Annotated in this window: 21 protein-coding genes; 14 read left to right on the forward strand and 7 right to left on the reverse strand. The window is 49.2% G+C overall.

Annotated features, from left to right (window positions below; translation table 11 throughout):
- Positions 1-74 precede the first annotated feature (74 nt).
- The 10 genes from HHL17_RS16475 (at position 75) to HHL17_RS16515 (ending at position 7,774) form a co-directional block, all read left to right on the forward strand.
- Positions 75-878: an SDR family NAD(P)-dependent oxidoreductase gene (locus HHL17_RS16475; protein WP_169225774.1), complete on the forward strand. Its 804-nt coding sequence runs from the start codon at positions 75-77 to the stop codon at positions 876-878.
- Positions 879-897: 19 nt separating this feature from the next.
- Positions 898-1,755, forward strand: a complete 858-nt coding sequence (locus HHL17_RS16480; protein ID WP_169225775.1) for an RNA polymerase sigma factor — start codon at positions 898-900, stop codon at positions 1,753-1,755.
- Between the two features lie 30 nt (positions 1,756-1,785).
- The gene (locus tag HHL17_RS16485) at positions 1,786-2,313 is read left to right on the forward strand and encodes a DUF3237 domain-containing protein (RefSeq protein WP_169225776.1); all 528 of its coding nucleotides are present in this window, start codon (positions 1,786-1,788) and stop codon (positions 2,311-2,313) included.
- Between the two features lie 221 nt (positions 2,314-2,534).
- Entirely contained in the window at positions 2,535-3,179 is a 645-nt protein-coding gene (locus tag HHL17_RS16490; RefSeq protein ID WP_206156003.1) for an SCO family protein, read from the forward strand.
- Positions 3,176-3,541, forward strand: coding sequence for a hypothetical protein (locus HHL17_RS16495; protein WP_169225777.1), 366 nt, complete (start codon positions 3,176-3,178; stop codon positions 3,539-3,541). The genes HHL17_RS16490 and HHL17_RS16495 overlap by 4 nt, the downstream gene beginning before the upstream one ends.
- Positions 3,542-3,588: 47 nt before the next feature.
- Positions 3,589-4,449 (forward strand): helix-turn-helix domain-containing protein, encoded by an 861-nt coding sequence (locus HHL17_RS16500; protein WP_169225778.1) that lies wholly within the window; start codon positions 3,589-3,591, stop codon positions 4,447-4,449.
- A 17-nt stretch (positions 4,450-4,466) separates the two neighbouring features.
- Positions 4,467-4,619 carry a hypothetical protein gene (locus tag HHL17_RS16505; RefSeq protein ID WP_169225779.1) on the forward strand — a complete coding sequence of 51 codons (153 nt, stop codon included), beginning with the start codon at positions 4,467-4,469 and terminating at the stop codon, positions 4,617-4,619.
- Positions 4,620-4,632: 13 nt separating this feature from the next.
- On the forward strand, positions 4,633-4,767 hold the full coding sequence (locus tag HHL17_RS33745) for a hypothetical protein (RefSeq protein ID WP_262889052.1): 135 nt from the start codon (positions 4,633-4,635) through the stop codon (positions 4,765-4,767).
- 187 nt (positions 4,768-4,954) lie between these two features.
- Positions 4,955-6,403, forward strand: coding sequence for a c-type cytochrome (locus HHL17_RS16510; protein ID WP_169225780.1), 1,449 nt, complete (start codon positions 4,955-4,957; stop codon positions 6,401-6,403).
- A 27-nt stretch (positions 6,404-6,430) separates the two neighbouring features.
- Positions 6,431-7,774 carry a c-type cytochrome gene (locus tag HHL17_RS16515; protein WP_240975445.1) on the forward strand — a complete coding sequence of 448 codons (1,344 nt, stop codon included), beginning with the start codon at positions 6,431-6,433 and terminating at the stop codon, positions 7,772-7,774.
- Positions 7,775-8,008: 234 nt separating this feature from the next.
- On the opposite strand, the gene HHL17_RS16520 is transcribed toward HHL17_RS16515, so the two are convergent.
- The 3 genes from HHL17_RS16520 to HHL17_RS16530 are packed head-to-tail and all read right to left on the reverse strand — an operon-like array spanning position 8,009 to position 11,151.
- Positions 8,009-9,793, reverse strand: coding sequence for a DUF885 domain-containing protein (locus tag HHL17_RS16520; protein WP_169225781.1), 1,785 nt, complete (start codon positions 9,791-9,793; stop codon positions 8,009-8,011).
- A 2-nt stretch (positions 9,794-9,795) separates the two neighbouring features.
- The gene (locus tag HHL17_RS16525; RefSeq protein ID WP_169225782.1) at positions 9,796-10,284 is read right to left on the reverse strand and encodes a GNAT family N-acetyltransferase; all 489 of its coding nucleotides are present in this window, start codon (positions 10,282-10,284) and stop codon (positions 9,796-9,798) included.
- Between the two features lie 60 nt (positions 10,285-10,344).
- A complete protein-coding gene (locus HHL17_RS16530; protein WP_169225783.1) occupies positions 10,345-11,151 on the reverse strand; it encodes a helix-turn-helix domain-containing protein in 807 nt (268 codons plus the stop codon).
- 162 nt (positions 11,152-11,313) lie between these two features.
- Here HHL17_RS16530 and HHL17_RS16535 point away from each other — a divergent pair, with 162 nt between their 5' ends.
- The 3 genes from HHL17_RS16535 to HHL17_RS16545 all read left to right on the forward strand — a co-directional run bounded on the left by HHL17_RS16535 (position 11,314) and on the right by HHL17_RS16545 (position 14,551).
- On the forward strand, positions 11,314-12,531 hold the full coding sequence (locus HHL17_RS16535; protein ID WP_317166572.1) for a family 16 glycosylhydrolase: 1,218 nt from the start codon (positions 11,314-11,316) through the stop codon (positions 12,529-12,531).
- A 222-nt stretch (positions 12,532-12,753) separates the two neighbouring features.
- Entirely contained in the window at positions 12,754-13,155 is a 402-nt protein-coding gene (locus tag HHL17_RS16540; RefSeq protein ID WP_169225785.1) for a nuclease A inhibitor family protein, read from the forward strand.
- 43 nt (positions 13,156-13,198) lie between these two features.
- Positions 13,199-14,551, forward strand: coding sequence for a DNA/RNA non-specific endonuclease (locus tag HHL17_RS16545; RefSeq protein WP_169225786.1), 1,353 nt, complete (start codon positions 13,199-13,201; stop codon positions 14,549-14,551).
- An 82-nt stretch (positions 14,552-14,633) separates the two neighbouring features.
- Here the strand turns inward: HHL17_RS16545 and HHL17_RS16550 are convergent, their stop codons facing one another.
- Positions 14,634-15,509, reverse strand: coding sequence for a DMT family transporter (locus tag HHL17_RS16550; RefSeq protein WP_169225787.1), 876 nt, complete (start codon positions 15,507-15,509; stop codon positions 14,634-14,636).
- Between the two features lie 168 nt (positions 15,510-15,677).
- Between HHL17_RS16550 and HHL17_RS16555 the strand changes: the two genes are divergently transcribed.
- Positions 15,678-16,079: a 5-fold beta-flower protein gene (locus HHL17_RS16555; protein ID WP_169225788.1), complete on the forward strand. Its 402-nt coding sequence runs from the start codon at positions 15,678-15,680 to the stop codon at positions 16,077-16,079.
- Positions 16,080-16,191: 112 nt separating this feature from the next.
- Here the strand turns inward: HHL17_RS16555 and chrA are convergent, their stop codons facing one another.
- From chrA to HHL17_RS16565, 3 genes are all read right to left on the reverse strand, one after another.
- Positions 16,192-17,331, reverse strand: coding sequence for a chromate efflux transporter (gene chrA / locus HHL17_RS16560; RefSeq protein ID WP_169225789.1), 1,140 nt, complete (start codon positions 17,329-17,331; stop codon positions 16,192-16,194).
- An 83-nt stretch (positions 17,332-17,414) separates the two neighbouring features.
- Positions 17,415-18,524, reverse strand: a complete 1,110-nt coding sequence (locus HHL17_RS33390) for an efflux RND transporter periplasmic adaptor subunit (protein ID WP_206156004.1) — start codon at positions 18,522-18,524, stop codon at positions 17,415-17,417.
- A complete protein-coding gene (locus HHL17_RS16565; RefSeq protein ID WP_206156005.1) occupies positions 18,505-21,654 on the reverse strand; it encodes an efflux RND transporter permease subunit in 3,150 nt (1,049 codons plus the stop codon). The genes HHL17_RS33390 and HHL17_RS16565 overlap by 20 nt, the downstream gene beginning before the upstream one ends.
- Position 21,655 lies beyond the last annotated feature (1 nt).

Consider the following 21,655-nt stretch of genomic DNA (forward strand, 5'->3'; position numbering starts at 1 on the left):
TGATTGCTGCATTATTTCTCAAAAAACCGATCGTTTTGTGCCGCTCAATCGTCCAAAAGAAAAAGCGACACAAAATGAACACTTTAAAAGACAAAGTAGCCGTGGTTTTCGCGGCATCAGGGGAAGTGGCAGGAGCCGTTGCCCGCGCATTCGCCCAACATGGAGCTATCGTATATGTGACTGCCCGGGACCTGGACGTGGCCAGGGCATTGGCCGAAGAAATCGTTGCCGGTGGCGGCCGCGCCGAAGCCGGCAAGGTAGATGCACTGAACGAACCGGAGATCGATGCCTATCTAAAGAAGGTGGTGGCTGATAATGGCAAACTGGACATGGTATTTAATGGCATTGGCAGCTACTATAAAGATGCCGGCAGTGGTACCCCTACAACGATGGCCACCTTCGAACAATTTATGAACCCACTGCAAAGAATCTGCGGATCACAGTTCCTGACATCCAGAGTGGCCGCCAGGTACATGATCGAATCCGGATCAGCCGGCACCATCCTGCTGTTCAACGCATCTATGGCGAAGACCAAGACCCCCAATATGGCGGGATTTGCCGCTGCCTGCGCGGCCATAGAAGGACTGACCCGGGTAATGGCGGCCGAATTTGGCAAACACGGTATCAAATCCATCTGCATCTGCTCCGGCGCCCTGATGGAGACCCAAAAGATCCAGGGAATGATCAGCGACTTCTCCGCATTGGCGGGCATCCCACGGGAAGAAATGGCCCTGAACTACACGCGGTTCGATCTCCTGGAATCAGGACCTACCCTGAAACAGCTGGGCGAAACGGCCGCCTTCCTCGTTTCTGAGAATGGCGTGGCTTTTAACAGCCATATTGTCGATTTTGATTGCGGGAAAATAAATGTATTATAGAAGCCTTAAAACTGTTACAATGGAAAGAGAAGCCATACTCCATAAAGCCCTGACCGGGGATATTACATCCTTTCAGCAACTGTTTGCGGAATTCCAAAACCAGCTGAAATCATATCTCTATCGCCTGGTAACAGACCGGAATGATGTGGATGACCTGACACATGATACTTTCATCAGGGCATTTGATAAAATATCCACGTTCAACCAGGAGTCCTCCCTCAAAACCTGGGTGTTTAAGATAGCTACTAACCTGGCATATGATCATCTGAAGAAATTAAGAAGATGGCCGGTCGACGCACAGGACCAGGGCGCCAGCCTGGCAATAGGCTCAGCGGAGATCGCCCAGTCGTTCAGGATCGTTCATAGCACCTTCAATGCCGGGGCCTATGAGATGAAAGAACACATCGATTTCTGTTTTACCTGCATCTCCAAAACCCTGCCCATCGAAAACCAGGTGGCCCTGATCCTGAAAGATATTTATGACTTCCAGGTGAAAGAAATTTGCCTCATCCTGGATAAGACGGAAGGCGTGGTGAAACACCTGCTGAACGGCTCCCGGGAAACGATGACGGACATTTTTGACCACCGGTGCGCCCTGGTCAATAAAAATGGGGTCTGCGACCAATGCAGCCAGCTGAATGGCATCTTTAATGCCAAACAGGACCAGCAGGAGCAGCGAATGAAACTCGACCTGGTAAAAGGGTCGAAGAAATTTAACCGATCGGAGCTCTTCGACTTAAGGACCGTGCTCGTCAAGGCGATTGACCCGCTTCATTCATCTGGCACTGATCTGCAGGATATTATTATGCGATGCACCCGGACAGCTATTGGTGAGGTAAATGACTTCTTTGACAAATCGCCCGGTAAAGCGAACTAATGTATTGGAAAAAATCAAACCCTGATCAACATGAAAAAAGTAATATTTCTTATCATATTTTGTTCCACCTGCTTTGGCATGCAGCTGCAGGCACAGGAACTCAAATCGGCATTTTTATTTGACCTGGAAATCAGCCTCGACCCGCCACAGGCCGTTGGGCCGGTACTAAAGGGAACGCGACTGATCTTTCCGTTTAAGGAAGGCATGGTAAAAGGAGATAAAATCAATGGGACATTACTGAACTGTAGCGGCGAATGGGGGCTCGCGCTGGATTCCACCACTTTTAAAATGGACTCGCGCGCCACCATCAAAACAGCCGACGGCGCCCTTATTTATATCAGCTATGCCGGCTACAATTATGCCAGCGGGAAAAATGCCGCCTTATTGCAGGCAGGAAGAGGCTATGAACTTTCGCCGGCTGACTACTACTTCCGGTCAACACCGGTTTTTGAAACCAGCGCACCCCAATATGCCTGGCTTAATCACACGGTGGCCGTGGCCGTAGGCCGCTTTTCCGCGCCGGGAAAAATAACTTACCGCGTGTATGCCATCCAATAATACCAAAGGAAGTTAGCTGGTGGCTCAGCTAACTTCCATTTTTTTGTACGTTTCATGTATTATATATTATCTGCAATTGTCAGGTAGTCACTTTATTCTAAATTATTGTCCGCTCTAATTGTAATACTTTTGTAGCATAGCGTATAACTTTGCAGGATCGGCTATTTCGCCAGGGTATAGTGGAGGCAAAGGGAAAGCCTGAAAAAATATATGTCGTGCGTATGAGAGTTGTTATGTTGTTGCTGTTATGCCTGCTGATGATAAGCGCCTGCCAGCATACAGAAAAAAAGCTGCCTTATCTGGGCACGCCCATTGTGACCGAACATTTCCGGAATGGTAACACCGTTTACGATTCCACCTACCCGGTGGTGCCGGCTTTTTCACTGACCGACCAGGACAGCATGACCGTAACCCCGCAGACATTCAACGGGAAAATATATGTGGCGGACTTTATCTTCCTGTCATGCCCTACCATCTGCCCCACCATGAACGACAACATGTTGCAGGTATACCATCATTTTAAAAATGAAGACCGGGTGAATTTCCTGTCACATACCATTGATCCGAAGTATGATACCATACCCCGGCTGAAAGCTTATGCGAACAGCCTGCATATTACGGATAACAAATGGCGGTTCGTCACCGGCAACCAGGACACGGTTTTTCAACTCGCAGAGAAAGGTTATTATGCCTCAGCAGCGAAAGACAGTGCAGCGCCGGGCAATTACATACATAGCGGAGGCTTCTTCCTGATTGACCGGCAACGGCATATCCGGGGCATCTACAACGGTACCGATAAGGAAGCGATGCAACATTTGATACGTGATATTCAAACCCTGTTAAAGGAAGATTCCCAAAAACTTTGAAGAATATACTGACCATATGGCTTCTTAGTATCATACTGATCCAAAGTACAGGCAACTGCTGGATCATAGCGGCGTTTTACCTGAACAGGAACCGTATCGCCAATGACCTGTGCATAAACAGGTTTGAGCAGATACCGGTTTGCCGGGGGATCTGTTACCTGCAACAGAAACTGACTGAAAATGAACATCAGCAGGACCGGGCCCCTGAACTAAAACACAAAGAGGTACTGCTGTTTTTTGAACCGGTATCCACACCCGCTATCGGAATGTCGTCCGACCATAAGCGGCCTTCCGGCAGGTATATCTCTCCTTATTTCCCCACTTCCCACTTACACCCCGTTTTTAAACCACCGGTCTGTTAATACCACGACTAAACGCCCATTAACGTTACCAATCTTTTTATGTGCTTATGAAAACAGAAGAAATAGCTGTTTTGTCCGTTAGCATGTTTCAGGCAGGTAGTGATTATTGCTGGATGGGTGATCTGGAGCATCTATTGGAGAAATTCCCTATGCTGGAATTTCCCAACAGAAGACGTTTTTATGTATTGATGATCATAGAAAGCGCCCAGGGTACTGCCGTTATTGATGGTAATACCTTACGGCTCGATCACCCAAAGATTATCTGTATCAATCCCGGAAGCATATTCAGCCTGGAAATAAACCGTAAGGCAAAAGGGACCATGCTGTGTTTCACAGAAGACTTTTTTTCTATCAGGTATAACAACAACGCCCTGTCGAACTTCACTTTCCTGGAAAGGGAATATGGCAGTTACGTCAGGCTGACGGAAGAAAAAGCCAGGGAATGGGAACAGCTGTCCGCTTTTATGAAAGGCGAATATACCGGGCAACAGAAGGGGGCAGACAGTGTGCTCAGGTCTTTTCTGAATATTATGTTGTGTAAGCTGGACCGCGAGTTTTCTCATGTGGTCCCGCTGATGAAGAAAAACACCTATGAAGAAAAGATCAAACAGTTCAGATCACTACTGGATGAGCATTTTGTGGCACACAAAACACCTGCTTTCTATGCTTCCAGATTAAATATCACGACCAATTACCTGAACAAGCTATGCGGAAAATATCACGGGGTGTCCACTGGTGAATTGATAAGAAAGCGGATCACTATTGAAGCGCAGCGGCTGTTGCACTACACGGTACTGCCGATTGCAGACATCGCCAAGCAGCTGGAGTTTGAAAGTGTATCTTACTTTATTACATTTTTTAAAAGAAGTGTGGGCACTACACCGGAAAATTTTCGAAAAAACCATTAACTAAAAAATCTCCATTTATGCTGAAAGATACCAATGAGGTGCTAAAAGGTAACGAGAGAAAGTTCAACCTGAGCAGAAGAATGCTGAAGGCTGTATTATTGTTGTTGATTTTGTTGATCGTCATACTACAGTTCGACCATATCATGGCATTGCTGAAAAATATTTTTTAAACTCTTTTGTTCCATGAAACTTACTCATTTTTTATCAAGATATATTGATCCTGAGAACAGGAATATGATCGATGCAGTGATATGGATCAACAGGATAGCGCTGGTGGTGCTGTTTTGTTGCCTGGTACTGATGTTGGTCCGTATATAGGTTTTGACGCCAGTGCCGGAACTTTACATTGTTGTCCTTAAAATCAGCATCGGCACTAGTTTTTTTCTAATCTTTTATTTACTAAATCAACAAAAGCCGGCTTGTTTCTTGAAACTTCCGGCTTTTCTGTTTCTTCGCTTTTGCCCGCTACCAGTCTACCTTTGCAGCATATTAAACGTATTGCTGCATGGATTTTCCAATGTTTCATCTGGACTGGCTCAATGACCGGTTTTTGATAGCGATGATCGCTATTGTGCATGTATTTATCAATCATGGATTGGCCGTCGGATTTATTCCGTATATCACCTGGCTGGAGCAGAAAGGGGTGAAGATGGCCGGTGCTTCCAATATTACCGATCCCGAATGGGACCACCTGGTATACAGGAAAATGAAGGTCGCTTTTATTATCACTACTACCATAGGTGCGATGACAGGCGTGGGGATCTGGTTTTCCGCCGGGTTGATCAGTCCATCTTCTATCGGCAGTCTTATCCGGGTCTTTTATTTTGCCTGGTTTGTGGAGTGGTTGACGTTTGTGACGGAGGTGGTATTGATCATGATATATTTTCTTACCTGGAAGCAAAGCAATCAATCGCTGAAAGCCAAAATCAGGCATATCCGCTTTGGGTGGTTCCTGTCTGTTTTCTCCTGGATCACGATGTGTATCATTGTTTCCATACTTGGGTTTATGATGGACCCGGGCAACTGGAACACAGACCATTCGCTGATCAGTGGGTTCACTAATCCTATTTATTTACCGCAATTATTTTTCCGGACGCCCACAGCGATGGTGTTAGGTGGTGTGTTCGGCATGTTGCTGACCACCATTTTTACAGACCGGCATTCCGCCTGGAGGAATACGGTTTTGAAGTATGGCGCGCGGTGGGTATTGTGCTGGGCACCGGTTTCCCTGGTGGCTGCCGTTATCTATTACAAGGCGATGCCTGCGGCCATGCGGGAAAATATGAGTACGGCCGTAGGCACCATGGAGTTCGCGCAATACTATGACCTGCTGCGTTATATTATCCCGGGAGCGGTATCGCTGGTGGTGATGCTGGGCATATGGACATTGTTCAGGCCGCGCTCTGTCCGCATGTGGATGGTGCTGGTGCCCTGTGTGGCAGCTTTTGGTTTTCTGGGGATTTTTGAGCGGGTGCGGGAATTTATCCGTAAGCCTTACGTCATCGGGGGGTACATGTACTCCAACCTGTTAAGGGAAGAAGATTATCCGTTGTTTAAACGCGACGGGCTGCTGAAATATGCGACGTATGCCACTGCCAGCAAGGTGACGCCGGAAAACAAGCTTAGCACCGGTCGGGATGTATTCATGCTATCTTGCAGCCGCTGTCACACTACCAACGGCATCAATTCCATCGTGTATGTTTTTGAAAGACTCTATGGTATAGGCAAGCCGCTGGATGAAAACTCTATGGCAGCATATATCCCCAATATGCATAATGGCAGGACCTATATGCCTCCGTTCCCGGGAAACAACGAAGAACTCGGCGCACTGGTGGCCTATATCAAACATCTCCAACAGACAGGGGAGCCCCTGGAAGGCGCCCAGTCAGCGGGGATCACTGTTAACCCGGGGAACAGTACTGAACAAATTGCCGATTCGGTCCAATCGAAATAATCATACCTGATGTCTTACAATTATTCCATGAATCACATGTTAACGTTATTGCAGTCTGTGACCCCTGTTCCGAGGGATATTCCATTAGCGCTTCCCTTGCCAGAATGGTTATTGGTGGTATTACTGGTCGTTTCATTTCTTGCCCATATCATTTTTGTAAACCTGATGCTGGGAGGTTCTTTATTGACTTTATGGGCACAGGTGAAGGGCCTGAAAAACAAGGAGTATGATACGCTGGCTTATGAAATCGCTAAAACCATTACCGTTAATAAAAGCCTGGCGGTGGTGCTGGGCGTGGCGCCGTTGTTGAGCATCAATGTGCTCTATACCGTTTATTTCTATTCTGCCAATGCGCTGACCGGCCTGATGTGGATAGCCATCGTACCATTGGTGACAGCGGCTTTTCTGTTGACGTACCTGCACAAATACACCTGGCACAAGCTGGAGGACAACAAAGGGTTGCATATTTCCATCCTGGCTTTGGCGGTGCTGATTTTCCTGTTCATTCCCCTGATATTTCTGACGAACATCAACCTCATGCTGTTCCCCGAGAAATGGGGCACCATAAAAGGATTTATGAGCGCGCTGGCACTGCCGAACGTGTTTCCGCGGTACTTACACTTTTTATGTGCATCGCTGGCCATCACGGGGTTGTTCCTGTTCTGGTACCTGGGAAGAAACCGGTATGCTTTTGAAACGCACTTTAAGTCCATTACCCGTTATGATATCCGGAAACAGCTATACAGCCTGGCGCTGGGCGTTTCTGTGTTTCAGTTTGTGCTGGGGCCGTTGGTGTTGATCACCCTGCCGGCTAAAGGGGTGCAATGGAACCTTATCATCGTTATCCTGTGCGGGGCAACTGCCGCATTACCTGCTATGTACTGGATGTGGAAAGGGATTACCGGAAAGCCGGAAGAGATAGGGATGAATTTTGGGAAGGTGATCATGGCCATGACACTTACTGTATTGCTGATGGCCAGCGGACGGCATGTGTACCGCTCCAATGCGCTGGCGCCTCATAAAAAGCTGATGGCGGAAAAGACAAAAGCGTTCGAACGATTATCTGCTGAAGCGAGGGCACATCCGGCGCCGGATGAAAGTACAACGGCACAAGCATCCGGTACGCCCGCTGCCCCAGGGGCCGCTGTATTCCAGGCCAATTGCGCTTCCTGTCATAAAAAAGAGGGGCGGCTGGTAGGGCCGCCGGTAACGGAAATGGTGAGCATCTACCAGGGTAATCTGCCCGGGCTGAAAAAATGGATACGGCAACCCGGGAAAAAACGGGAAGGGTATCCCCAGATGCCGGGATTCCCGCAACTCTCCGAACAGGAGCTGACGATATTAACCGATTACATTCTATCTGTTAAATAAATAACGATGTTATCTGCATGCTTTATCGTATCAATTGTATTGTTGCTATTTTGGATATTGAGGCAACTGATTCTGGCCTCTACCAATATTTTGTATTTATCAAAAGATGATGAGCTGGCCAAATCCAATAGTGATGCTGCTTTGATTGAATTTTGACGGGTTGGTTGGCTAAACAGGAAAGGCGGGAAGATAGCTTCCCGCCTTGTTATCAGGCTTGCTTTTCTATTGCTAAAACTATCTTTGGTAATGAGCGGCCCAGTTGTCCATATATTTTTCCAGCACCTGCAGCGGCATATCGCCATATGCCAGCAGGGCATCGTGGAAGTCGCGCAAATTGAAACGGGCGCCCAGTCGTGCTGCCAGTTTATCCCGCAGCGCTTTTAATCTTATTTCCCCGGTTTTGTAGGACAGTGCCTGTCCGGGCATCGCCATATAACGTTCTACTTCTGCCGTGGCAATCGCTTTATTAACGGATTCATTGGCCATCATATAATCGATGGCTTCTTCGCGGGTCATTTTACCGGTATGGATGGCTACATCCAGCACCAGCCGGATGGCGCGGTGGATCTCGTTGTTGAGCGCGCCCATTTTCTGATACGGATCGGTGTAGCAGCCCAGCTTTTCTCCCAATGATTCCACATACAACGCCCAGCCTTCAAAATAGGCGCTGAAAGTTGGTTGCCGCCGGAACGCCGGTATCTCTTTGTTCTCCTGCTGTAAAGCAATCTGAAAGTGATGCCCTGGTATACCTTCATGAATAAAGGTGGCTTCCATCCCGTAAAAAGTAACATTCACTTTTGTTGGATCAGGTACCGGCACATACAAAATAGCCGGACGTTTTTCTGATAAATTACCTTTGATATAGAAGGGGCCTCCGCTGGCGGCTTCCCGGTACGCTTCCACCCTGCGGACCTCCATAGGAGTTTGTGGCTGGTGGCCAAATAGCTGCGGTATGTGTGGCAGCACTTTCCGGTAGATAGCCCTGTAAGCCTCCAGTACTTCTTCCGGCGTTTTAAAAGGCATCAGGCGGGGATTGGTCTTCAGGTGGGTGAAAAATTCGGACAAGCTGCCGGGAAAACCGGTCTGTGTCTTTATCTTCTCCATCTCAGCCCGGATTCTGGCCACTTCAGATAATCCTGTCTGGTATATTTTCTCTGGTGTAAGGTCCGGCGTGGTGGTAAAGGCGTGTACGTAATAATTGTAGATCCGGGCTCCGCCTGTGATGGCAAATAGCCCCGCCTTATCCTGCGCTGCGGGCAGGTATTGATCTTTCAGGTAGACAGCTAATTTGGCATAAGCAGGGCGCATTTTTGCAGCGATCACATCATGATATAACCTTGTTATCCTTTGTTTATCGGCTGTGGTAAAGGATGCGGGGAATTTTGACAACGGCTTATAGAAGATATTTTTAGCAGTGTCTTTTTCTGCCAATGCTTCCATTTGGGGGATCATCAGTTTCACCAATGCTTTCGGCAATACTACGCCGGCTTGTATGCCTTTATTGAAATTGGCGATACAGGTGTCTGCCCAGTCCATAAAGGCGGTCATCCGTTTGGCCCAGTTCTCGTAATCTTTCACGGTGTTAAATGGCTGGTCTCCGTCGCCGGAGCCAAAGGAAGCCAGTTCCAGTGGCGTGGAAACAAACTGGTTCATCGGCAGGTATTCCAGGTGGAGGGATATGGCTTCCAGGGCTGACTGCAACGTATAGGTGAGAATATCGCAGGAGATCCTGTCACCGGTGTTCAATTCGGTTTTATCAAATTTTTTCAGTTCCCCGAGATATTTCCTGTAAAATGTTTCGGTGGCGGCCAGGTAAGGTGCAGCGCCTTCCATGGCGAGCCGGTCGTCGTACTGATGAAAGCCGGCAGTGGTGGCTTCTGAGGGGAACAGTTGCATCCGCTCTGCATAATAATTATCAAACAACTGCTGCAGCTGTCGATTATTTTTCTGTGCCTGGATATTGGTAGTACATAACAGGGTGGCTAGTATCAGCAGGCTGGTCATTAGTCCTTTCATCATAGTTATACTTCTTTTATCATCCATATACTGCAGCCGAAGTGAACGGCGCTGCCCAATGGTGCTGGTAAATATGTAAATCCCATTTTCTCATACAGGGGTATGGCCTGCTCCAGTTCGGGCAGTGTTTCCAGGTATACGTGGCTGTATCCCAGTTCCCTGGCGGACTGCAGGCATTGTGCTATCAGTTGTTTCCCCAGCCCCAGGCCTCTGGCTTCGGGCAGCAGGTATAGTTTTACCAGCTCGCAGTGTGCGGGCGGGAGCCCGGGCACTGGGAAGATACCGGCGCCGCCAGCCACGCTGCCGTTTACTTCTACAATCCAGTATGCGGCATTGGGGATGGCGAAAGCGCTGTATAGTTCATAAAGATTTTTGTCGAAGTAGGCGGTGCCGGGTTTGTTGGCATTGAATTCCTCCAGCACCTGGCGTATAATAGCGCCCAGCTGCTGATTGTCGTCCTGTTGCAGTGGCCTGATTTTACTTGTCGCTGTCATGCCACAAAACTAAGCAGCTGGTTACTGCTAAAATTGTACAGGATTAACCTTTTGTTGTTTTCAGATTTTTCTGTACTGGTTGGGGAGCATGCCGGTAATGCGCCGGAAGGTTTTGGTGAAGTGGGCCTGATCGGTAAATCCGCATTCATAGGCGATACCGGTGAGGGATACTTGTTCTTTTTTGATGAGGGAGATAGCCCGCTCTACTTTTATTTTACGGAGATATTCTCCTGCGGAGCATCCGAAATAACGGGAGAAATAACGGGAGATGGTCACCGGGTGCAGGTCCAGCTGCTCGGCAAGAAAGGGCAGCGATAACGGTGTGTCCCAGTGATCGTACATGATATCCCGTATCTTCTCCGTCCATTCCGGGTAGCAGCGGAAATCCTCCTGGCAGGGAGTGATGAGGTCAACACACAGCTGGTCTATCGCGATGGAGGAGGCAGTATCATGGAGGTAGTGTTCTTTCATGATCCGGACAAGCCCGCTGGTGTTCAACTGGAACTTGTCGCCAAACATCAGCGACGGCGGAGGGTGTGATAACCCGAAGGTCTTAAAGAAATCCCCCGTCAGCTCCATATTAAAAATACGGGTACCGGGGAGGTAGTCTATATTCTGATGCGCTACGCCGGGATGGTAATAAAGGCCGGTACCGGCATACTGCCTGTCGCTTCCGCCTTTTCTTACTTCTTTGCTTCCGCCTTCCAGGATATGGGAGAAGTGTGGGTTGATGTGAAAATGCCAGTCAGATGCCATATTGGGCACAAAGGTGGTTTCACTGGTGATGACTGCGCCAAAAACGCGCTCCTTCACCTTCGTGCCAACGTATGTGCCTGCTGCAAGCTGAACCGGAATGGTACCTGACATATCCACTGATTGATCGATAAAAGTAAAAAAAATTATCAGAGAATGCAAAACGGGATGCATTAGCAGCGCATTTGAAATCGTTAAATTGTCAAGGTAAGTTACCCGGTCCCGGACGATTTTGAGCGTATATGTAACCCACGATGACATCACCCCGTATTATTCATCATAATTGTAAATTCCATGAAAACAAAACGTTTATTATTCCACGTTAGCGTGCTTTTACTGGCCGCATTATCCTCTTGTAAAAAAGACATGAAAGACAACAATGCCCAGCCACCTTTGAACAGTAAAACAGCTGTGACAGAGGCTTACCAGCTGGTCTGGTCCGATGAATTTAACGGCAGCAGCGTAGACGGCAGTAAATGGCAGTTTGAAACAGGGCCTAACACCAGTAATAACGAAAAACAATATTACCAGGCAGCCAATGCTACTGTTAGCAACGGCAACCTGGTGATAACAGCCCGTAAACAATCGGTAAACGGATGGCCGTACACATCAGCCCGGCTCAATACTGCCGGTCGTTTTACCACTACATATGGACGCATAGAGGCGCGTATTAAGCTGGCCTCCGGACAGGGGCTGTGGCCCGCATTCTGGATGCTTGGCAATAACATCGGTTCCGTAGGCTGGCCGCAATGCGGCGAAATCGATATTATGGAACAGGTAAACACCAGCAACACCATCTACGGGACCATGCACTGGTTCTCCGGTGGCCATGCTTCTTACGGTGGTACTACTACCACCACTTTTACCGATTATCACGTATATGCGGTAGAGTGGGACCAGAGCGCCATCCGTTGGTACGTGGACGGTGTTAAGTTCCATGAAGGCAATATTCTCAATAACATCAACAATACCGGCGCATTTCACAATCCGTTTTTTATCATTCTTAATCTCGCCGTCGGCGGCGATTTTCCGGGGCAAACCATCGATGAGAGCCGCTTGCCCGCCAGCATGTATGTGGACTATGTGCGGGTATACGCTAATACCAATAACAGCGGCAGCGCGCCTATTGGCTCTACCATTTCCATGAAAGGATTTAATAACGCCTATGTCAGCGGCGAAAACGGTACACAGGCCATGAACTGTAACCGCGCTGTTGCACAGGCATGGGAGCAGTTCATCGTGGAAGATGCCGGTGGCGGAAAAGTAGCGCTGAAGAGCATGGGGAAATATGTATCCTCCGAAAACGGTACACAGCCTATCACCTGTAACCGTGCCAGTGCCGGCGACTGGGAGAAATTTGACTGGATTGCCAATGCGGATGGCACCTTCTCCCTGCGCGGCAATAATGGTCTTTATATTTCCTCTGAGAACGGTACGCAGCCGATGACCTGTAACAGGGCCACCATATCGGGATGGGAGGCATTCCGATACTAATTCACAAACAGGGGTGATGATTATACGCCCGTTCGACAGATAATCGTTTCAATATGATGGTGGTCACTGGCGTGTAATTAAAAGGCCGGATCCTTTCCGGCCTTTTTCCCTTTTTAGTCTGGTTAAAGACTATCGATTTATCTGTTTGCTGCCACACATTAAAGTATTGTTACCATTCTTATCCAGTGGGAAAAGTTTACCAGGAATTGCTAATTTCATTTTATGAGCCAAAATACTTTATTAGAGAACCTAACAACCAAGACAGCCGGCATTTTATATTATAGCGAATCGGAGAACCCACTGACCATTGAGTCATGGGGGCGGCTTCCGGTAGCTGAAATAACCGGTAAGATTGCCACCCGGCATCAGGTTGAACCCAACGTCGTAAAAACCATCAGTCCGACAGATTTTTTCAACGAAGTAGAGAGAGCACCAGACCCAAACGATGCCCCCATTGTAGAAAACGCACAAAAATTTAAAGCCCTGCATCAATTTCTGAAAGAACACTTTACCGGCATACAGGTAGTGCGGGTGGAAGACGGCACCAGTATTCCGGTGTATATCGTTTGCCATCAACCGGATGAAACCTGCGTAGCCCTGGTGACCACAGCGATAGAGTCGTAAGCCTAATCTCCACATATTACAGAAACCCTTAAAAACCTGAATTATGAAACAATTCATCAGGCATTGTATGATTATTTGCCTGGGCGGCTTGTTATTTTCTGCCTGTAAAAAAGAGGCAGACATTCAGCCCCAGGAAATTGAAAAACCACGTTCTGCAGTTACAGAATCCGTAGTCATCCTTAATGAAGACTTTGAATCAGGCAGTAAAACAGCTTATGCCATCGGCAACGTAACGCTGAGCAGCGGTTCCTGGACCCTGGACGACGCGTTGATCGGCAATCTCGCTGCCGACCTTAAAAACGGTGCTAAATCCGTTCGTATCAGAAACACCGGTAGTATCACCACCAATTTCAGCAGCACCAGTACAGCCGGTACCGTTACCGTGAGCGTTAAACACGGCACCTATGGCTCCGATGCGTACAGCAGCTGGCAGCTCTGGACATCAGCCGACAACGGAGCAACCTGGACACAGCAAGGCAACACCATCACCACTTCAGGCAGCCTGCAAACCGCTACGTTCAGCTTCCAGTCAACCGGCAACCTGCGTATCTCCATCCGTAAAACTTCCGGCAGCACCAACAGGATCAACATCGACGACGTGACCATTACAGCCGGCAGCACCGGCGGTGGCGGCGGTACAAATCCTGGTGATGACAACAACCTGCTGTTGGGCAACCCCAGCAATGCACTGGCTGATGTGTCTTCAGAGAACAACTACCTGATGGTAAAAACTTACTACACTTTATCATATAGCCGTGGCCGTGGTACCCCGAACTGGGTGAGCTGGCATATTCAGTCTGCCGACCTCGGCAGCATATCCCGGACCAACGATTTCCGCGCCGACACTGACCTGCCCGCAGGATGGTACCAGGTGCAGAACAGCAGCTATTCCGGTTCCGGATTTGATCGTGGACATAACTGTCCTTCAGCTGACAGAACGGCTACTGCTGACGCCAATTCTGCCACTTTCCTGATGTCGAACATGATGCCACAGGCGCCTAACAATAACCAGAGGACCTGGGCTAACCTGGAAAACTATACCCGCGACCTCGTAAAGGCCGGTAACGAAGTATTCGTTATCTGCGGTTCCTATGGCCAGGGTGGTACCGGTTCATTGGGCGGCGTTACCACGACCATCGACAACGGCCATGTGACCGTTCCTGCCAACATCTGGAAAGTAGTGGTGGTGATCCCCGATGGCAGCAACGACCTGAACAGGATCACTGGCAACACCCGCGTGATTGCAATCAATACACCTAACCGTAACGATATCAATACCGACTGGACCCAGTATAAAACAACGGTGCGTGATATCGAAAGCGCAACAGGTTATAACTTATTGTCCAACCTGCGCCCGTCGCTGCAGGACAGCCTGGAAACCAGGATAGATCCGTGAGGACATAACAATGAGACAAACGAAAAGGCTTGTAAGTAACACTTACAAGCCTTTTCGTTTTAAAGCTATCTTTCGGATACAGTTATTTTGCAAATTTCTTCGTGCCCGCCACGCAGAGGATGACGCCCACCGTAACCGCCAGCATGCCCATGCTCACTTTTTCGTGCAACAGGGAAGCCGCCAGTGCCAGTCCAAAAAACGGCTGTAACAATTGCAGTTGCCCTACCGTGGCTGTGCCGCCCTGTGCCAGTCCACGATACCAGAAGATAAAGCCGATGAACATGCTGAACAGCGATACATAGGCCAGGCTAACCCAGGTGTCAATATGGATCTCCCCGAAGGATGACGGCTTATAAATAAACGCAAGGGGTAACATGACTGGTAATGCTAGTACCAGGGCCCAGGAGATCACCTGCCAGCCGCCTAGTACCTTGGTCAGTTTAGCGCCTTCTGCATAACCCAGTCCACAGACAATAATTGCTGCTATCATGAACAAATCACCTATAGGCGACGCCGTTAGTCCCTGTGCTACGGCATAACCAGTGACCAACAGGCTGCCGGCTATGGAGAAAACCCAGAATACAGGCCGTGGGCGTTCACCGCCGCGAATAATGCCAAAGACGGCCGTGGAAAGGGGCAGCAGGCCTAAAAAGACAATAGAATGAGCGGACGTGATGTACTGTAATGCCATGGCCGTCAACAGCGGAAACCCTACCACAACACCCAGGGCGACGATCAGCAGCGGAATGATGTGTTCCCGCGATGGCCGTTTTTCCTTAAAGAGCAGTACTGCCATGACAGCGAGTATCCCCGCATTGGAGGCCCGGGCCACCGTCAGAAAAACAGGGTTTAATTCTAACACCGCTACTCTTGTAGCTGGCAACGATCCGCTGAACAATACCACGCCGATAAAACCATTGAGCCAGCCTCCATTGCTTCCTTCCTTTGGAATACCCATATGAATTCGATACTAGTTTATAATTGATACTGCAAAAGTAGTGGTCAGGCGCAGATGCTGACGGTACCAGTTTTATGTTTTTGTACGAGCACAGTTTGAACCGGTATTTTTATGATAAAATGGCTTACTTTGATGTTGTAATGATAATAAATCCCGTAACACCTGCTCATGAAAAAATTCATCCTGATAAGTATGTTGCTCTGTAGCGGATGGGCCAAAGCTCAAACTATCAAGTCCACCGCCGGCAGCACCCGGCTTACCGTAAACAGTGATGGCGTGATCAAAAACAGTAGCTACATCATCGTGGGCCGTATTAAAACCGACGGCACGGTACAAACAGCAGGTTATCAGATTATCGGCTATGTTCGGGGAGAACGCATAGAAGACAATAGCCATTCTACCGTGGGTTATGTGAAAAAAGATGGTACCGTTAAAAACTATAGCCATAGTACTATCGGTTACATCAAGGACAATGGCGACGTGCAGAACTGGAGCCACAGCAGCATCGGATCTGCCTCCGGCGTTAAAAAGGAGTGGGCGGCGTTGATTTTTTTCTTCTTTGATTTCTGATCAATTGATAAGTTTGTTACCCATTAAGCAATACCCAGTGAGAGGCTGTGTGGAAGGCTATCTCATTCATAGGTGTCGGTAGAAAAATATCCTGAAAGTAAAGAAAAGTCTGTTATATATGCAACAGCAAAAATCCACCCAGGCTGCCCAATAGTATCACATAAACAGTGCTCAGCTTTTTCCATGTCAGCGTGATCCCGAGACAAGTAGCCAGTATCGCCGCGCTACGCCAGTCCTCTGTGGAGGAAAGCAGCAGGTGTATCCCTACTACTGCAATGATAGATATAGAAGCGGCGCTAAGCCCGTCCAGGAATACCCGGAGCCGGTCACTTTTGCGGACAGACGATAGTAGTTTATGCAGAAAGAATGAGATAAAAAAAGAAGGCAGGAATATGCCGATGGTGGCCAGCACACCGCCGGAAAGGCCATGGATCAGGTATCCCGCAAAGGTGGCGCTGGAGAGGATAGGGCCGGGCGTTATCTGTCCTACGGCGATGGCATCCATCAGCTGTTGCCTGGTGAGCCAGTGGTTTTTCCTGACCAGCGACTCATCCATGTAGGCAAACAGTACGTAGCCGCTGCCATATAATACCGCCCCGATTTTCAGGAAAATGGAAAATAGTTTTAAGCTGGAAAAAGCACTGCTGCTGCTTTGCGCAGCCGGTATCAGTAGCCAACCGCTCCAGGAGATGACTGTATTCCTCATCCGGTGGGCGAAATAGTTCAAGATCCCGGCGCCTAAAATCAACAACACTTCGTTCAAACCATACCAGGAGCCTGCAAAAACCAACAGGCATAGAACGATCAGCGTGGTATTCCGTTTGAGGGTGGTGGCCGACAACCGGAACACGGTGGCCATGACCAGCGCTGTGGTGGCCGGGCGCAGGCCATAAATAAAACCCTGTACATCCGGCAGTGCACTGTATTTTTGATAGAAGTATCCAAACAAAAGGCAGATCACCATGGCCGGGAAGATGTAACACACGCCGGCTACAATGAGTCCCAACCGGCCCGCTCGCTCTTTGCCGCAATGCATGATCACCTCCACCGCATTAGGGCCTGGTATAATGTAGGAGGTGCTGAGCACATCCATAAAATGCTGATGATCGATCCATTTTCGCTTTACCACCATTTCGTTTTCGATGGTGGCCACCATTCCGGCAATGCCGCCAAAACCAATACAGCCTAATTTGAACGTGGAGAAGGCCACTTCTTTCAATCGTTGTGTTGTTGAGTCTTCAGGGTGTTCCATACACAATCAGTTTGATCGGAGGTATCTGTAAATATAGCTATTACACCCCGGCAATCAAACTGATGTAATCATACAGGATAAAGTTATTTTTTTATCGTCCATAACCCTGTACTGCCTGGTTTTCTTTCGTCTGTGGCTTTTTGCACCAATGTATCTCCTGCAGTGAGGTTGCCAAAAATCTCCACACCAGCATCAACAGTCATGCCTTGCCGGACATCCACCCATTCCGCTTTTCCTTCTTTCACACGGATGACAAATTTCTTTTCCTGCGTGGTGGCCACTGCGGAAAACGGCACAACGAAGGACGGAGCATTTCTTTCGAGCGGAATTTTTACGTAGCAGAAAGCGCCTGCTTTCAGCCGGTGATCGCTATTGTCTACTTTAAACTCCCATAATTCAGTACGCGTGGCGGGATCGATGGTTTCAGACTTGCGGGTGAGGACCGCCTTAAAACGTTCTGTGGGATAGGCATCTATCCTGAAGTCGATGTTTTTAAGTCCGCCTGCGGCGGCGACATATATTTCCGGGACGGCAGCGCGCAAACGCAGTACGTTGTTGTTCTGTACTGTCAGCAGCATAGCGTTGGTGCCTACCAGTGAGCCGGGATCGGCTTTACGGGCGGTCACAACACCATCAAAGGGAGCGATGATATAGAGATACCCTGACACCGCTTTGTAAGATTGCGCCTGCTTGCCAGCGGCCAGGAAAGTAGCGCTGTCGGCCTGCATCTGATTACGGCTGCGCTCCAGGTCCACCGGTGCTACGATGCCCGGTGTATTGGCCTGTGATGCCCGGTACAGCCTTTCGTAGTTATCCTTACTGGATGTCCACTTAGCCCTGGCCGCCTGTACGACGGCTTCTGATTCTGCCAGCCTGCTGTTTACCTCCGGCGCTTCAATCACGGCCAGTACCTGGCCTTTCCTCACACGGTCGCCCATATCCACTTTCATCTCCCGGACAAAGCCCTGTACTTTGGCAAATAGCTCGGCATTTTCATAAGGCACCAGTTCAGCCGGGAATTCTACCGTTTTCTTCAGGGTGTCCTGTTTCAATATGAATACCGGTACGGTATCCGCGGCTGGCGTATCAGTACCGGCTGCCGGCGCCTGTGAATGCTGGCCGCAGGCCGAAATAATGAGGAGTAAAAAGATAGCCGCGATTATCCGCATATGGTTACAAGATGTTTTTGTCATAGTAAGTGCTTTTTTCATCATCAGGATCAAGGGATACATATTGGTAGGGTTTCCTTCCAACTGTCCACTGATAGACAGCAGGCAGAAAGAACAGTACGCTGAGGGTGGAGAACAACAGGCCTCCTATTACAGCAATGCCTAGTGGCGCGGTCTGATCGCCACCTTCAGACAATCCCAGCGCCATGGGGACCATCCCGACAATCATCGCCGCGCTGGTCATCAGGATGGGGCGGAGGCGATGCTCCGCGGCATGCAACTGTGGATGGTCAACATTGTTTTTCCGGTAATGTTCTGCATTGGTAATGAAAAGTACCGCATTGGCAATGGCTACGCCCACCGCCATGATAGTGCCCATGTAGGACTGTATGTTCAGCGAGTTGCCTGTCAGGTACAAAAACAACAGTGAGCCTGCCACAACTGCTGGTATGACTGCTAAAGTGGTAACAGCCACCCGGAAGGACTGAAAATAAACAGCCATCACCAGGAAGATCACCAGTACAGCGATCAGTAAACCAAACTGAAGGCTGGTCAGCGTTTCCTGCAACAGGGACGGCTGACCGCGCAGGATGATTTTAGCGCCATTGGGCAATTGCCCCATACTGCTGATAGTATGCCTTACCTGTTTGAATACGGTTCCCAGGTCTTGTTTGTGGACATTCGCCGTAATAGTGATATACCGCTGCTGATTCAGCCTGTCGTATTCACCGGGCATCGATGTACGCTTCCAGGTGGCTACTTCACTGAGATAATGTGTGTTACCATTACCACCGGAAACCGGCACTGCCTCCAGCTGGCTGGTGCTGTTCATCCTGAACTCGGGATACTGCACCTGTACCTGGTAAGCTGTACCGGTGGCCTTATCCAGCCAATAGTTGGGAGTGGTGAAGCGGCTGGAAGAAGTGGCGGCAACAACAGAACGGGTGATCTGATCGCTGGTAAGCCCCAGTTGACCGGCTTTTACACGGTCTATTTCCAACCGGATGACCGGGTAGTCCAGCGGTGTGGCTATCTGCAGGTCACGCAGGGATGGGATGGATGCCAGTTTTTTGATTAATTGGGCCGCTGTCTTTTTTCCTTCGGCCAGGTTTTTATTGACTACGGCAATCTCTATCGGATTACTGCTGCCCAGGTTCAATACCTGTTCTACGATGTCTCCCGGCTCAAAGGACAACTTCACACCGGGGATCGCTGAAACAGCAGCAGCTCGTAGCTTCTCCCGGAAGGAGGCAACAGGCATCACGCCCCGTTTGAGTTTTATTTTCACCACCGCTTCCTGTGGACCGCTGGTCCACAGATGAATATAGTTCACCGGATAACTGGACGGCTGTGTGCCTATAAAAGCAGAGGTGATTTCGACGTTTTGTTTTCCTACGATGCTGTCTGTCAGCGACAATAGCTTTCTGGTGGCATCTTCTGTTCGTTCAAAGCGGGTGCCGACCGGCAACCGCAGCCGCACCTGTGCTTGTCCGCTATCTGTTTGCGGGAAAAGTTCAGTGCCGGTAAATATAAACAAGAGTACTACTAAGCCGGAAGATACCAGCAGGAACAAAATGGCGTTCCACCTGAAAGCGGCTTTCCGGCGCTCTCCTGCGGCAACATAGCGTTGTTTTAACTTGTCAAAAAATCCACGTTCCTTCTTTTCCTGTTCCTGCAGCGACGTTTTAAATAACCAGTTAGCAACCACCGGAACAAATGTCTGTGATAGGATAAAGGAGGCGATCATTGCAAAACCCACCGCCAGCGACAATGGCATGAACATGGCTCTGGGAACGCCGTTCATAAACATAGCCGGAACAAACACAGCCAGGATGCTCAGCAGGATCAACAACTTAGGCCCGGCGATTTCTATGCTGGCATCTGCAATAGCACGGGCTTTTGTTTTCCCGGCTTCCATATGCCGGTGAATGTTTTCTATCGTAACGGTGGCTTCATCCACCAATATACCAACAGACAAGGCCAAACCGCCTAATGTCATAATGTTGATTGTTTGCCCTGTCAGATATAAAAGGATGGCAGATGACAGCAATGCCAGCGGGATGGTCATGATTACGATCAGCGCGCTGCGCCTGTCGCCGAGGAAAAGCAGCACCATCAGACCGGTAAGCACTGCGCCCAGACCTCCTTCAAACAACAGGCTTTTTAATGAATTGATCACATAGCCGGATTGGTCGAAAGCATAGGTGACTTTTATATCAGGAGGTATCGCCGCCTGCATATCCGGTAAGGCTGCCTTAACGCGCTGCACCACATCCCAGGTGGAAGCATCAGCCCTTTTGGTAACCGGAATATACACCGAACGTTTCCCATTGATCAGCGCGTAGCTGGTGGTAACGTCGGCGCCGAGACTGACGTTGGCGATATCTTTGACATATACCACTGCGCCTGCACCTGGTTGCAGCGGGGTATTCTGAAGGTCCTGCAACGATTCGATGACACTGTTCTGAGGAGTGATGTAAGTCGAGTCCCCGATGCGTACATTACCAGCGGGAGAGATGGTGTTGGATTTTGCGATGGCTTGTACTACCTGGTCGGGTGACAGGTTGTAACTCCGCAGTTTGTCGGGGTCCACAGTGATCAGTACTGTTTTCTGATTACCACCGAATGGTGGGGGAGCAGACACGCCCGGTAATGTTGAGAACATAGGGCGTACGCGGAACAGGGCAAGATCGGATATCTCACTCAGCGAGCGGCTGTCTGAACTGAATACCAGCTGTCCCACCGGCACACTGCCGGCATCGAAACGGGTAATAAAAGGAGGCACGGTGCCCGGTGGCATAAATGCCCTGGCACGGTTGGCATATCCTACTACTTCCGCCATGGCCTGGCTCATATCGGTGCCTTCATTAAATTCGATTTTAATAATGGCCGCCCCTTGTATGTTTTTAGAGTCTACTGATTTCACCCCGGTGATATACAGGAAATGGTATTCGTAGTAAGAGGTAACAAATCCTTCCATCTGTTCCGGTGACAAACCACCATAGGGCTGCGCCACGTAAACCACCGGTAACCCGAGACGCGGGAAAATGTCCACCTTGGCCTGGCGGATAGAGAGGTATGCGAAAAACACAATAGCCAGAACAGCTACCAGGATGGTAACAGGATGTCGCAATGCCGAACGGATTAGCTTCATA

Source organism: Chitinophaga fulva (genome assembly GCF_012927205.1).
GTDB lineage: Bacteria > Bacteroidota > Bacteroidia > Chitinophagales > Chitinophagaceae > Chitinophaga > Chitinophaga fulva.